The following is a 14,802-nucleotide window of genomic DNA, read 5'->3' as shown; positions in this document are numbered from 1 at the left end:
TATCAATAATACGGGGCTGGTAAAGCATCCAGCCAACACTGAGGCGATCAGGGAAAACCTGTTTGCCTTTTAAGGTATAGCCGTTGGTCTCAACTTGGATATAAGGAAAGTCACGGCTAGTCGCTAAATATTTAACTAAGTCAATTAACCGGGATAGATTAAGCTGACTAGTATCAGCTGCTAAATTTAATATTAACCAAACCCAATTAGAGCGAGAAGTTGATGATTTAAAGTAATCAATTCCGCTGTCCAACTCATCCTTTTCACCATCCCATATTCCATTAATGAGAGCAGGAAAATTTTTCTTATAATCTTTTTCGAAACTTTTTATGGCAACTTCGGTTGGCCCCAGTTCATCAAATACAATATGCTTCAAGGCATCTTTACGGGAATATCCCTTTAAGAACCAATTTTTTTTCTGTCCCAAAAAGATATCTATTTGCCGAGTAATATGAAACAAATCTATCAATGCAACATTAGGAGTAATGTTTTCTTGTTGCTCATAACGTACATTAAATTTTATATGAATTACTGCCATGTTGGCCTCATGTTAAACTAAACTATCGCAAGGAGTATAGTGAACACTGATATTTTTATATTCACTGAACAATATCTTAAAATAGCTAGAACTGACAGGTTGTAAAAAATGCCATTCCACATAGGGCGTACTATCTAGTGCATCACAGACTACTTGATGTCTGCGTGCTTGGCCTTTAGCGGAATAAATTCCCTTCCACCAATTTTTAGGATTTCCTTTACTATTAAAAAACTGGTCATACCGCGCCTTAGCTTCCAGAAATAAGCAATACGCGGGTCGCCAGCCATCAAAGGTCACTTTCAGACACTGAAATTCTTGGATCATCTGTATAGTGGGATCATATTTCGTTTGGGCAATAAATCGCTGATAATTAATCGTGATGGCGCTCCAGCGGCTCACCTTGCGATATTTTTCACTCGTCACCGGAATAGCCAGGCAAGCCTTGCACTCCCTTTTACTCTCCGTTTTTTCACATTCTTCCGCCTTAGACTGGGCCTTCGCCTGAACCGCACTGGTATCAACTAATTCATCCCCTAAATCATCATCCTCCCAAAAATCCGCATGGGCTTCAGCATTCCAGACGATATTTCTGTCTTCATCCGTGATTTCAGGACTTATCACAAAATCCTTTTTCTTACGGTGAATATGTTCATCGTCTTCGACCGGTTTTTCCTTACTTGCTTCCATGATACCGACAGCAATTAATACCCCGGCACAGGCGCTGGCGACATATTCAGCCGCACCCACTGCGACAGGGGCCAGTAATGGTATTGGCATATTAACGTCTCCTGTTTATCTTATTTTTTGCAATACAAAGAATATCTTTAAACTGCTGTTCGGGTTTCTGACCAGGGGATTCCAAAGCAGACTTGATTGGCGAGGCATGCTGAAAATCAGGATTAAACGCGACCAGAGATAAATAGGATTGAATCAAGTAGTTATCCTGAAAGTTTAATGTCAGTAAATAGTCATAAGCAGCTATTAGCCGTTCATTCAGCGAAGACGGAGAAGGAATTAATTCAGCGTGTTTGGCTAGAAGCTCGGCTTTTATACGATCAATAACGGTCTGCTTTTCTAATTTGGTAATGATATCAAGTTGTGCCTGGGTCAATTTAATCATAATGGAGCTCCTGACACCGAATAGTAAGTAGCATTGTGTTGATAAACCCATACGTTAATACCCTGCATAAATGCAGACAGTTGCTCATGGCTGAAAATGTCACAAATGCGATGCAAAATACGGGGATCATAAAAACGTAGTAGTGCCGTCTGTTTTGCCGACAGCTGAATATTTAAATATGGCACAAGATGGCGAGTCAGTTTATCTAATGACAGAGAGGTTAACAGCCATGATACTGCCGGAGACGTTTCTTCAAGTATTGACAATCTATCTTGCCACTGATGAGCATATTCCATATCAAACAGCCACGGGCCTGCAAATGCAATTTTTGAATCTGGATAGTGCCGGAACAGTGGGTTGTTGACACCCGCGATATAGTTAATTTCCTCACCAAAACAGCGCTCATATTGCAAACCATTCACCAGCGCATAAAGCCGAACGCCGGGATGTTCTTTCTGATAATTAGTCAGTTTTTCGCTTAATTCAGATGTCATGACTGCCCCCGGATAACGGTTATTGCTTCTTCACGTTCTGCCCTCATCAAACAACTGAGACAAATTTCTTTGAGTGGTTCTTTAGCAACGGCAATTGGCATTTCAGCACTGACCTGTTTCAGTCTATCCAGCATATCCGGCAGTTTCCCTCCCCAACCCGAACCTGTACCTGGCGATCCACTGGCAAAACTAATCCCGGTACTACTGCTGATACCACTGGCATCAATTTTAATAAAATGCCCTGCTGCCTGTAAGGTAAGTTCACTTCCGACATCAATGACTATCTTTGCCCCAGAACTGAGATGAATTTCATTTCCACTCTGTACCAACAACGCATCGTCAGCTTTGATATGGAGTTTTTGCCCGGTTGAAATGGAAATATCCTGTTTCGCCAGAACACGATATTCATTATCAACACGTAAGTGGGCATCGTGTTTAACATGATGAGTCCGGTTATGTTCAACATTGACCATTTCATCGTTTAAAATCTCAGTTTTCATGTCCTTCTGAGCATGAATATAGATTTCCTCACCGCCTTTATCATCGTCAAAACGCAGTTCATTAAATCCTTCCCCTTTATGGGTTTTTGATCGGATTGACATCTGCGTTTTTGCCATCGGTAAACGGTTCGGAGGGATATTACAAGCATGGTAGGTTCGTCCAGTAATAATCGGCTGGTCAGGATCGCCATGCAGAAAATCGACCAGTACTTCCTGTCCAACACGTGGGATGGTAATCATTCCCCAACCATGTCCAGCCCAAGCCTGACTAACTCTTATCCAGCAAGAACTTTGATCATTAAGCTTGCCATACCGATCCCAGGCAAATTGCACCCTCACCCGCCCATATTCATCACAAAATATCTCTTCCCCTTCCGGACCAACCACTGTGGCAATTTGCAGGCCATCAATACGTGGCTTGGGGTAAGGTAAGGGACGCCATACCCGGTTGGGGCTGCCAAAGGTAAAATTATTCGTCAAAATCGTCCCTTTGCTACCAAAACGAGATTCATCCGCTTGAGGCTGCTGGCCATGGTGAGTAATTTGGATTATTTGCCACGAGGCATTAAATTTTTCTTTCGGATGATCGGTAAGCGTAAACCATATGCCCGGTAAAAGAGCAAAACTGTCACTTTGTCCACTACCGAGCAAAGCATCATTACGCAACGCCTCCAACCGATACTGACTTATCCGCTGCCCATTTTCATCTTTATAACGTCCGGGAAAGTCATAGTGATAGTAACTACGTAAATCCGAACGCTGATTGCTGATGTACCTTTGAGTCTCATGGAATTGAAAATCAGCAGGCCATCGGGGATTTTTAAATGTGTAGTCTTTCACCGAAACTTCAGCAATACCTACCTTTTTTCCCCAACGAAATTGGCTGATGCAACACTGACTGCCTGTGGCATCGAATTCAGGGTTGTAGGGCAGTGAAAGAACGCCATTCTGGGTATAAGAGTCGACAAAAATAATTGTCGGTTCATCCTTATTTTGATCAAAGTAATAGTAATAAAAGATCCCTTCATCAGCTAACAGGCGCTGTAAAAAAGCCAAATCACTCTCATCGTATTGAACGCAGAACTCCCGTTCTGGATGTTCATAACGCAGTAGACAAGAGAAATGGCGAACGCCATTTTCTTTCAACAGTCTTTCAATAATATCGGTGACCGATTGATTCTGAAAAATACGAGAGTTAACCCGTAATCCGGCACGCCACAAGGAAGGATGAAGTGTCAGGCAGTAGCGACTACGATAACGGCCAGTTGTTTCCTGCACAAAATGCGTCACAACTCCAGTGATATAACGCTCAGGCTGTCCATTGCGATAAACAGTCAATGTGGCGTATTTATCCAGAACGTCCGCAAAATCAATGTCTGGATTAGCACAGGTTAGTGTGGCTTGCAAACTGAATAACGTTGACAACGCTTCATTCAGTGTAAATTCGACCACAGCAAAAGTTTTCACGGGGAGATTACCGACCGTGAGAGTAAAAACCAATCCGGTTCGTTCCACATCAAAATCATTAGCCATAAGCAATTGTTACCTATAATTAAGTTATCAGCCCGCAATATACCCCAGACGAAATGATTACAAAAAAAGCAATCATACCGTTTTTTAATCAACCAGACAATTCAATCATAAGAAAATATGATGAAATACAACGTTGGCACCAGAGTAGAATTTGGCAACTTTCAGGCGGGCTTTGCTTTTGGCTATGTAATAATTGGCCATCACCGGTGTTCATTATCAACACAAAGGTTTTATGAATCTGACCGTTCTGAATGAGACGCTAAAAACTGAAGGTATGCATTTTTATTTCTGTGGCCCGGTTCCCTTTATGCAATATGTAGCAAAGCAGTTATTAGATATAGGAGTTGATAAACAATTTATCCGCTATGAGTGCTTTGGCTCGCATAAGGTGACCCAAACTTTCAGTTTCATCACTAAAAGAATAAAACACCCGCGCCATGAATGGCGCGGTTTGAGTTAGGTGTATATTATATTCAGATTCAAAAAATCAATTCAGTCACTGGTCTGTAATATGCATTTATGTCGTTTATTTCCCTTTATCGTTCGAAGTAAGCCAATTTTTCTGAATGTGAATCCCTCGACTATGCATCAAAAACTCTGACAAATATCCATCATGAGGTACAAGTGGCGCCATCCAAGTGGTTGGGATATTTCCTACATAGATATTACTGATGGTTGTATCACTGAGAATAGGGTTCAGAATTTCACTTTTTTTCGAAAATACAGTAACGACTAACGAATCTGATAGCATGTGTAAACTATCTGGATTCTTATAAGGTGCAACCGTTACACATGGAAACGGAAATTCGCGTTGAATTAAAGGATCTATTGGATTATCGACAACGGTAACATGAGGTCTAAGAACATATCCTGATAATGTTTGATCACCAAACAGCCGAAGATCTTCACCATCTATCTTTTCCGGATAAAGCGACTTCTGTAATAAAGCCGTGGTATTAGATGATCCTAACGGAAATACCTCTTCGGCATTCATCTGATTAAAAGCTTCGGATAAACGTTTACCAAAATCAGTAGGCTCCCCTTCTACTAATACCGTGCTAGCAGAAACACATGCGGCACCACCAAGAGAAGTGACCGATTGTGCAACAAGTGAAACCGCTTCATCCATATTCACATCTGAACCAACTACAATTTTCGAACGCCCCGGTCCTTGTATTAAAACTCTAGGATTCAAGTGATATTTATTAACGACATCTTGTCCGCCATAAATAATAGACAGGTCTGCCGCAGCAACAATTTCGTCAGCACCTTTATGATCTGTCGGTATGAGCGCAACATAATTTCCAAGTCCAGCCTGTTCCAATGAAGAAACTAATCGCTGAGCGGTGAATGGCTCACGAACAGAAGGCTTAATTAAGACTCTATACCCAAAAGCGAGAGCTTGTGGCCATAAAGCATGTGCTCCCGGTCCATTGCCACCAGTCAGAACCGCCAACACATCTGCTCGCCGGCTGAACAAAGCACATCCTTCTGTTACTCTTTCATCATCCACATCCCAAACCGCACCATGTGGCATAGATGCTTTGATTATCTCAGGCATCATAATCAGAACTTCTGTAGTTTCGATCAGAGACTTTTCGATAATGGCTGCTGGCAGCCCAATGACACGATGTGCCAATTGCACATACTCTGACGGAGAAAGTCCGGCCACACTCTCACTGGAATAAATTTTTGCGGCCCTCTTCATCGCTGCATGAATTTCAGCCAGCTTCAATTGCGGTGCCATTCTCATCTTACGAACAACTTCACAGATATAAACCGGGGGAACGACCGCGGTTTCTCCAGCAACTTCATTTAAAACGCCAATAACCGCCGCACGCCGGCGTGTAACATAGGATTCTCCCAGTGCGAGGACCCCCACCTGTTGCAATTTGTTCTCCATTGCCGGTTTCACGTCAGGCTTTACACTATCTACTAGCATTAATAAACCCCTTCTATCACTGCCTGACCAGAAATCTCTTCAACAGGACGCACCAACGCAACTGAAGCCCCCGGATAATTATCTATCCTTGGAAGTCGCACAGCTGTATCACGCTCCAATATATTCGGGAATAAAGCAAACTTGCTGAGATAGTTCATCACAACCCGGCCTCGCTCCCCAAAAGGAACGGGTTGTTGCGTTAACGGATCAACAACGTCAAAAAGGACATTAGGGGCAAAACTATCAAAAATAGGTGAACCTTCAAAATCCTGGCCATCTCTTGATTTGGATTCGCCCAGTATCATCGTACTGCCATAACTGGCTGTTATTTTGACATCAGGAAAAACTGAGGATTGTAAAAATGTCAGTGTATCCGAGTCCATATGAGTTCCACCCCAAACAATAAGATCCAAAGTCTTATTCAAATAACTTACCAGGGCAGTTCTTCTCACCATGCGCTCTAAAAGTGGAGGCGTAACAATCAAATAACTAATATGTTGCGTATTAATAATATCTTCCGCCTGATCAATAATATGCTCACAATAGGCATCCACCCCATTAGTATCACCTTGCTGGATCATCTTCTTCACCCAACGTGGATCTAAATCTATGGCAAAAAAATACCCTCCACTAGAGCGAGCCCGAAGACGGCTTATTGTCCCTATAACATGAGGCCCGGAAGGAACCAAGGCGAGCGTATTCTTTATTGCCCCCTTATTAATGACCTGTATATCATTCAGACGCCAAGCCACAAGCTGTTCTAACCATTCTTCAAATACAATAACTCGCTTAGGGCGCCCTGTCGTACCCCCACTTTCAAATACGCCTGCAATCATGGCTCCCTTTAAACCTCGAGGCACTAAATTTTCAACAGGAATATCCCGAAGTTCATCAGAAATATCTGGAAATAGCATTAAATCAGAGAAAGTACGGATATCTCGAAATGGATCAAAATCCAATGCTTTGTATTTCTCAAGCCAAAATGGTGATCCCGTTTCAGGAGAAAAATGCCAATCCATGATTTGAAACAAATGAGTATTGAAACTATGAAAATCTGCCATATGTACCTCATTATAAAGTTAAGTTTACAGGTACTACTGATCAGCCTAAAAGAAGATAATAAATTCAATTATCTGCAAAACTCTTAATTTTCTCCCTTTAGCAGGAAAGAGAGCAACTATGCAATAATACAATTTTAATTTAATTTTTAAAGATAGCCTAAAATTATTACAAAAAATTCAGATTAAAAATAGTGAAGTTAGAGATTAGCAATTGATTTAAAACAAGTTTGAAAATTGTAAAAAAATATTACACACCAATTATCATATTCGATTATAAAAAATAAATTTCTTTATTGAAATTGGGCTGAACTATAGTTTAATCAATTGATTTATATAATAATATTTATAAGCAATTGCTTAATTAACCATATAACGCATCATAATTAATGAATATATTAGCCTAATCTTACTATTATACCGGCAAGTTTTACTACATTTTAAATATTTTTATATTTAAGGGTGGTACTTTGATCTGACTATTACCACCCCCAAAAATTAAATTATACTAAATTGCGTATTCGTCCTGTTCACCAGTACGAATACGGACAACACGGGCAACATCGAATACAAAGATTTTACCATCACCGATTTTTCCGGTCTGTGCTGTCTGCATAATAGTTTCAACACAGGTATCGACAATATCATCCGGCACAACAATTTCAATTTTTACTTTTGGCAGAAAATCCACCATATATTCTGCACCGCGATATAATTCTGTATGCCCTTTTTGACGTCCGAAACCTTTCACCTCTGTGACAGTCATTCCAGTGATACCCACATCAGCCAGAGCTTCACGCACATCATCCAATTTGAAAGGTTTGATAATCGCATCGATCTTTTTCATGAAGTTTTCCTGTTATTACCAGTTTTTACGACCGAAACCAGAGGTAATCGGGTAGCGTCTGTCTTTACCAAAATTACGTGGCGTAATACGCGGGCCAACCGGAGCCTGACGACGTTTATATTCGTTAATATCAACCAGACGAATAACTTTGCGCACCACCTCTTCATCAAAACCCGCAACCACCAGCTCATCTACAGATTTATCCTGTTCCACATACCCCTCCAGAATAGCATCCAGAATGTCATAGGGTGGTAAACTGTCCTGGTCAAGCTGTCCAGGTGCCAATTCTGCCGATGGTGGACGCTCAATGACTCTTTGAGGTATCGCCAGAGAAACCGTATTACGATATTTTGCCAATTCAAATACCAATGTTTTCGGTACATCTTTCAGCGCATTAAAACCACCGGCCATATCGCCATATAATGTGGAATATCCCACAGCCGATTCGCTTTTATTACTGGTCGTCAGCACCAAACGATGGCGCTTATTAGACATCGCCATCAGAATAACGGCGCGGCAACGCGCTTGTAAATTTTCTTCGGTGGTATCTTTGGCAGTACCGGCAAACATAGGTTCAAATTGTGTCATAAATGCATCAAACATCGGCTCTATCGACATGACATTAAACTCAACACCCAACATATCAGCCTGTTCTTTGGCATCTTCTATACTCATTTCAGATGTATAGCGGAACGGCATCATCACTGCCTGAACATGCTCTTTACCTAACGCATCAACAGCAATTGCCAACGTCAGGCCAGAATCAATCCCCCCAGATAAGCCTAGCAGAACACCTTTAAAGCCATTCTTACGCACATAATCACGAACTGAAAGTACTAAGGCTTGATACACCTGCTGCAATGGGGGTAATTCAGGTGCCGGATTAGCCATAGGTTCAATATCTAATTCATTAAAGCAGCATTGCTGGACTTGTTCATTAAATGCAGCCAACCGGTGAGTGATTTCACCACGTGCATTAAAAACCTTAGAACAGCCATCGAAAATCAATTCATCCTGACCACCAACCTGATTGAGATAAATCATCGGTAAATCGGTACGTTGGCAATGTTCTCTAATCAGTTCATAACGTATATAGGGTTTTTCACGATTATATGGAGACGCATTAATAGAAAGAATTAAATCCGCACCAGCCTGTTGCAAAGCATCAATCGGCTCATCAAACCATAAATCTTCACAAATCAACAGGCCAAGATTATAGCCCTTAAATGGTACAACACAGCTTTGATCACCCGCTTTAAAATAGCGTTTTTCATCGAAAACACCATAATTTGGCAACCGTTGTTTAAAATAACGAGCCAAGATTTCTCCTCGCCAGAACAAGGAAAGCGCGTTGTAAATTTCCCCATCCTGCTCCCAAGGATGACCAACCAAAATAGCCGTTTGGCAACTGGCAGCCTGTAAACGCACCAGTTGCTCACGGCAACGTTGATGAAAATCAGTACGGAATAATAGATCTTCTGGAGAATAACCGGATAATGCCAGTTCAGAGAACATAACCAAATCAGCATTTTGCTGCTGTTCCTGCACTGTCTGCAACATACGTTCACAGTTGCCTTCAATGTCACCAATCATCCAATTTAGCTGTGCAAGGGCAATATTAAGAGTACGGCTCATACAATTTGGCTCTCCCAAGCCATCAATCTTTAACCAGTGTAAAAACTTCCTGAACAGCGAAAAAGTTATTCTTTAAAATCATTCGCATCTAGCTCATGACGCGCCAGTAACTTGTAGAATTCAGTCCGGTTACGCCCTGCCATACGTGCTGCATGCGTCACATTACCTTTGGTCATTTGCAGTAATTTACGCAGGTAATTCAGTTCAAACTGATTTCTAGCTTCGGCAAAAGTGGGTAACGCTGTATTTTCCCCTTCCAACGCCTGCGTAACCAGAGCTTCACTAATAACAGGTGCGGTAGTCAACGCAACACATTGTTCAATCACGTTAACAAGTTGGCGCACGTTTCCGGGCCAGCTTGCCGACATCAAACATTTCATTGCATCAGCAGAGAAACTGCGGACAAAAGGTTTATGGCGCTTCGCCGATTCACGTAACAAATGATTCGCCAGCAAAGGAATATCTTCAGCTCTTCCATTCAGGGCAGGAATCTTCAGATTAACCACATTCAGGCGATAATAGAGGTCTTCACGAAATTCATTTTTTGCCATTGCCTTTGGCAAATCGCAGTGAGTAGCAGAGATAATCCGCACATCAATCTCCAAATCACGGTTACTGCCTAGTGGACGCACTTTACGTTCCTGCAATACCCGCAACAATTTAACCTGCAAAGCCAGCGGCATATCACCGATTTCATCAAGAAACAGCGTCCCCCCCTGTGCAGTAAGAAACAGCCCTTCACGGCTGCTGACCGCACCGGTAAATGCGCCTTTAGCATGACCAAACAGTTCCGACTCAAGCAGTTGTTCCGGCAAAGCACCACAATTAATGGCGATAAATGGTTTTTTCGCTCGTGGGCTGGCACGATGAATTGCCTGAGCTAATACTTCCTTCCCTGTACCACTCTGGCCGTTTATCAACACACTCACATCAGATTGAGCAACCATCCGCGCCTGTTCCAACAAACGCAACATAACCGGGCTACGGGTAACTATCTGCTCCCGCCACTGCTCATCACCGGCTGGTATAGATAACGCCAATGCTCCATCAATTGCCTTATAAAGTGCGTCCCGGTCAACAGGTTTAGTCAGAAAACTGAAAACACCTTGCTGAGTTGCTGCAACTGCGTCAGGAATTGAACCATGGGCTGTCAAAATAATGACTGGCATTCCTGGTTGTTGTTTCTGAATTTCAGCGAACAGCGCCATACCATCCATTTCATCCATACGCAGATCACTGATCACCAAATCAGTTTTTTCTTTAGCTAGTAGCTTCAGTGCTTCATAGCCACTCTCTGCCGTTGTGACACGAAAGCCTTCGCTAGTAAGACGCATTCCCAATAATTTCAACAAACTAGGATCATCATCAACCAGAAGAAGACGGGCTGGCTTACGTGCTGTCATTGTGCTGCTCCTTTATCTGATTCAGATGTGTCATCTGGCGTGCTATTTTCGCCAGGTGATGACGTCGCTGGCATTTCAGTATGTTCATTTGAATTACTTGAACTGGCACTATTCTGATTCTGTTTACGGGAAGAGAGCTGGCGTTCAATATCTGTCAAATTTTCCAGTTTACGAGCAGTTTCCTGTAGTTCAAATTCCAGCTGTGCACGACTTTCACGCAAACGATCAATTTTATTATCGGTATCCGATTGTAATTTATGGAATTTTTCCCGTTCCTCAGCAATTGCGATTTGCTGAACCTGTTGTTCACGCCATAACTGCAACAATGGTCGCAATGAGTTTGGGAATTTCAATCTGTATTTGTTGAGATTTTCAACCATTTTCCGGCGTTCAGCCAGCGTCGGCCTGGCACTACTCAGTAAGATGCTCTGCTTGAAAGCCAAATCCCAAGTAACTGGAATGATGTGTTTCGCAATATTACGCGCTTCGGCTAACGTCAGGTTATCTGAACAATCTATCAGCCGCAGCCAGTAAAGTGCGTTCTCAATCGATGGCGGTGTCTCTAAATCCCACATTAAATCGCAATCTGCGATACGGTAATCTGTCACCTGTTGTTCTGGTGTTACCACAGCTGTAATTAAATTATTATTAACCGGACTTTTGACGCAACCCGCCAATAAAAAAGGAGTGAGAATCAGCGGAATCATTCTAAAACCCCAAACTGAAACTCGTAGTAATAATAGTCTGGTGACAAAAACGTTTTTCCCAGGCTGTACCGCAATACTCTGCCGATCCGTCTTTTGTACAAAACGGTAAGTAGACCTGTTATACATTATTTATTCTCAGCAGTTAATGGCAACTCAATACGAAAACATACGTCAGCAAATTCGCTCTGAATTAATAACAGTTCACCTCCCATACGCTTAATACAATCCTGCGCAATGCTTAGCCCAAGGCCGCTACCTTTCACTGCGCCTTTACGCTGGAGCGTTCCCTGGTAGAACGGTTCAAAAATCATACTACGTTCTGATTCAGGGATTGGAGTACCGGTATTAGCAACATCAATTTGAACACATTTGCCGATCTGACGACTAGAAACCCAGATGTTACCGGATTCAGCGCCATAGTGCACCGCATTGGAGTAGAGATTATCAATAACCCGCATTAATAGTGTAGGTTCTGCCCAGCAAATATCAGCGTTAAGTTGAATTTCTGTCTGAATATTCTTTGATCTTGCAGGCAAACTGTGTGATAAAACCACTTCATTAACAATTTCCCGTAAAGAAACTTGCTGTTGTTCCGTCGAGCTATCCGCCAGTTTACGGTTATAATCTAACAATTGTTCGATCAACTGCTGCAAATGTTTACTACTATTATCAAGAATAGCAACCACTTCTTGCTGATCAACCGTCAATGGCCCTGCAACTTCGTCAGCCAGTAATTCTGTCCCTTCCCGCATACTTGCTAATGGTGTTTTCAATTCATGAGAAATATGACGCAAAAACTCATGGCGTTGTGATTCCAACCAAGCCAATCGCTCACTGAGCCAGACAATCCGCTGCGCCAAAGAGCGAAGTTCTCGCGGCCCCTGAAAAGAATCTATACGAACGCCTAATGATTGCCCTTCTCCCAATCGGTTAATCATCCGTTCAATACCTTTTACTGGCCCGATAATCATACGGGTAAATAACACTACCAGTAGCGCACTCAATAAAAACAAAATAAGGCTCTGCCAGCCAAAGAATTGTCCTTTCTCGGCAATATCTTTCTGTAGCTGTTCCCCTCGACTGAAAATAACATCACGGGTAGTTTGTACCATCTGACTATTAACATTAGAAAATTGCTCAAGTAATTGCGCTACGGATTGTGTTGGCTCACTATTGAAGCAAGTGATTTTTGTCAATTGTGACAACAAATCATTAAGCATCTTGATATGCTGTTGATCATCAAGTATAGCCATTTGATCTTTCAGCATCTTAGAGTATTGCCGGTATTGCTTCTGATAGAGATTTTCCAGCGTTTTATCCCCCAACACACAATACTGGCGGTAGCTACGTTCCATCTCCAGCGCAATCCCCGTCATGGCTTCACTGCGGCGGGCATCAGCCAACGTAGTACGGTTTATATCAGCCGCTTGCTCACTGAGCTGATCAAGACTCTGATAAGCCTGATAAGCCAAAACCAATAACGGTAATAGCACCAGCCAAAAGGCCATCACAACTAATTGGCGCAATGAGCGCGGAAACAAACGCCATTTTTTCAAGGAAATCATCTCGTAACCTGTCAGTACACCAATGTTAGCCGACAAAGGGCAGATAGAAAAACCTGTCGGCTGATAAATTCTGCTGTTACTGATAAATAGTAGATGCAAACATCCAGACAATGAGGCAGGCAGACACCTGAATTATGACGGCGGGACAATAGTCTTAACTATTATCCCGCCAGTGAGGAGAACACATTCCTGCTGTTTATCTACAGTCAGGATAGGTGGTGCCTCACTCCACGTGTCGCCCGATGTTTGATAAGGCCGGAAAGCGATATCACTGAGTTGGACGGTAGGCACCTTACTCTGGCATCATTCGATAGTTTATGTGGCATGTCTCCACCGATGTGGGCCAACATAGGAAGTTGAATGAGCAACTACGCTGACTTAATGCAGATTACATGCCAACATTATAATTAGAATCATAATCAATTGTTTTTATTTAAAAAAAATAAAAACTTAACGTTTCAGCTACCAAATACCTTGTTCCTGGCATCAATAAAATTTGTTTTCTGTCGCCAATTAAAGACACCTAAGATCATAAAAATAAAAATACATATAAATCAAATGATTAAATGTCTCTCTTTGGAGACACCCATAATGGGCGTTTGTCGGGTAATTGAGACAGTGGAAAACAGGGCCTGAACTCCTGAGAATTTCCGATACAACACTTTCTCATCTGAATCATTAGCACTGCCATCATACTAATGGTCTATATTCGCCCCATATATGGCCTTTATCAGCAAATGATGTATTATTAAAGATAGATGCAACAAGGTTTCTACTCGGAGGACAATATGTATCAAACCCAAAATTCGCGGATTACGACAGTTTCTGCGTTTAAAAAAGAATTGGCTTCTATGGATGTATCTCAGCCGGTCATAGTAACCCAAAACGGGGAGCCGCTATATGTGGTTCAAGATCCTACTCAATTTGAGATGCAGCAAGAACAAATGGCATTGCTGCGCTTACTATCCTTTGCTGAAAAAGACGTAAGAGCTGGACGAATCGTATCATCTAATGAACTACGAAATAACCTACGGAACTTAGCAAGCAGTGATCGTAAATAAAATTGAATATACTCAGACGTTTGAAAACCAGCTTCATGAACGCTTTGACTATTTAACCAGACATATCGGCACAGAAGCATCTTGGGAAATTCTAGAAACCTTTTTAAACAGCTTTGAGGCCCGTATCCTTAAGCATCCCAAAAGTGCTCCATTATGTGAAGAAACGGCTGACATTGGGTTAATCAACTACCATGACTATGTAGATACTAAATTGCAACTACGGGTAATCTACAATATAGATGAAGCAAACCATACCGTAATTGCTATGCTGCTCCTAAGTACACGGCAAAGCTTACGCCAAGCATTAATCCAATATTGCCTGCGTAGGGACTGAACTTCTGAAACTCCATTAGTAAAAAGGGCGAGCAATTTCTGCTCACCCTTTTCGTATCAGTTGAA

General features: G+C 42.0%; 15 protein-coding genes. 2 read left to right on the top strand and 13 right to left on the bottom strand.

What is annotated here, in order from left to right; genetic code table 11:
- The 13 genes from C5469_RS14110 to C5469_RS14045 form a co-directional block, all read right to left on the bottom strand.
- Positions 1-538: immunity 52 family protein (locus C5469_RS14110; RefSeq protein ID WP_166307766.1), on the bottom strand; the 538-nt coding region annotated here is incomplete at its 3' end.
- Between the two features lie 12 nt (positions 539-550).
- Entirely contained in the window at positions 551-1,315 is a 765-nt protein-coding gene (locus C5469_RS14105; protein ID WP_166307762.1) for a Tox-REase-5 domain-containing protein, read from the bottom strand.
- Between the two features lies 1 nt (position 1,316).
- Complete coding sequence (locus C5469_RS14100) at positions 1,317-1,658, bottom strand: hypothetical protein (protein WP_065823873.1); 342 nt, start codon at positions 1,656-1,658, stop codon at positions 1,317-1,319.
- Positions 1,655-2,152, bottom strand: coding sequence for a DUF4123 domain-containing protein (locus C5469_RS14095; protein ID WP_166307759.1), 498 nt, complete (start codon positions 2,150-2,152; stop codon positions 1,655-1,657). The genes C5469_RS14100 and C5469_RS14095 overlap by 4 nt, the downstream gene beginning before the upstream one ends.
- Positions 2,149-4,185 carry a type VI secretion system Vgr family protein gene (locus C5469_RS14090; protein ID WP_166307756.1) on the bottom strand — a complete coding sequence of 679 codons (2,037 nt, stop codon included), beginning with the start codon at positions 4,183-4,185 and terminating at the stop codon, positions 2,149-2,151. The genes C5469_RS14095 and C5469_RS14090 overlap by 4 nt, the downstream gene beginning before the upstream one ends.
- Before the next feature lie 526 nt (positions 4,186-4,711).
- Entirely contained in the window at positions 4,712-6,127 is a 1,416-nt protein-coding gene (locus C5469_RS14080) for an aldehyde dehydrogenase family protein (protein WP_242689472.1), read from the bottom strand.
- The gene (locus C5469_RS14075) at positions 6,127-7,188 is read right to left on the bottom strand and encodes an AMP-binding protein (RefSeq protein ID WP_166307753.1); all 1,062 of its coding nucleotides are present in this window, start codon (positions 7,186-7,188) and stop codon (positions 6,127-6,129) included. Before C5469_RS14075 ends, C5469_RS14080 begins: the two co-directional genes overlap by 1 nt.
- A 505-nt stretch (positions 7,189-7,693) precedes the next feature.
- Positions 7,694-8,032: a nitrogen regulatory protein P-II gene (glnB, locus tag C5469_RS14070; RefSeq protein ID WP_054479111.1), complete on the bottom strand. Its 339-nt coding sequence runs from the start codon at positions 8,030-8,032 to the stop codon at positions 7,694-7,696.
- Between the two features lie 15 nt (positions 8,033-8,047).
- Positions 8,048-9,667 (bottom strand): NAD+ synthase, encoded by a 1,620-nt coding sequence (locus tag C5469_RS14065; RefSeq protein ID WP_166307750.1) that lies wholly within the window; start codon positions 9,665-9,667, stop codon positions 8,048-8,050.
- A 65-nt stretch (positions 9,668-9,732) separates the two neighbouring features.
- Entirely contained in the window at positions 9,733-11,070 is a 1,338-nt protein-coding gene (gene glrR, locus C5469_RS14060) for a two-component system response regulator GlrR (protein WP_166307748.1), read from the bottom strand.
- Positions 11,067-11,903, bottom strand: coding sequence for a two-component system QseEF-associated lipoprotein QseG (gene qseG, locus C5469_RS14055; protein ID WP_166307746.1), 837 nt, complete (start codon positions 11,901-11,903; stop codon positions 11,067-11,069). Before qseG ends, glrR begins: the two co-directional genes overlap by 4 nt.
- Positions 11,903-13,342: a sensor histidine kinase gene (locus tag C5469_RS14050; RefSeq protein WP_166307793.1), complete on the bottom strand. Its 1,440-nt coding sequence runs from the start codon at positions 13,340-13,342 to the stop codon at positions 11,903-11,905. Before C5469_RS14050 ends, qseG begins: the two co-directional genes overlap by 1 nt.
- Positions 13,343-13,474: 132 nt before the next feature.
- Positions 13,475-13,633 carry a hypothetical protein gene (locus C5469_RS14045; RefSeq protein ID WP_166307744.1) on the bottom strand — a complete coding sequence of 53 codons (159 nt, stop codon included), beginning with the start codon at positions 13,631-13,633 and terminating at the stop codon, positions 13,475-13,477.
- A 497-nt stretch (positions 13,634-14,130) separates the two neighbouring features.
- Here C5469_RS14045 and C5469_RS14040 point away from each other — a divergent pair, with 497 nt between their 5' ends.
- Together C5469_RS14040 and C5469_RS14035 are read left to right on the top strand one after the other, a co-directional pair.
- Positions 14,131-14,403 carry a type II toxin-antitoxin system Phd/YefM family antitoxin gene (locus tag C5469_RS14040; protein WP_166307742.1) on the top strand — a complete coding sequence of 91 codons (273 nt, stop codon included), beginning with the start codon at positions 14,131-14,133 and terminating at the stop codon, positions 14,401-14,403.
- A complete protein-coding gene (locus tag C5469_RS14035; RefSeq protein ID WP_166307740.1) occupies positions 14,390-14,737 on the top strand; it encodes a type II toxin-antitoxin system RelE/ParE family toxin in 348 nt (115 codons plus the stop codon). Before C5469_RS14040 ends, C5469_RS14035 begins: the two co-directional genes overlap by 14 nt.
- Positions 14,738-14,802 lie beyond the last annotated feature (65 nt).

This window comes from Photorhabdus cinerea (genome assembly GCF_011189575.1).
Lineage (GTDB): Bacteria > Pseudomonadota > Gammaproteobacteria > Enterobacterales > Enterobacteriaceae > Photorhabdus > Photorhabdus cinerea.
The sequence above is the reverse complement of the archived record's forward strand: the minus strand, read 5'-3'. Positions and strand labels throughout refer to the sequence as shown.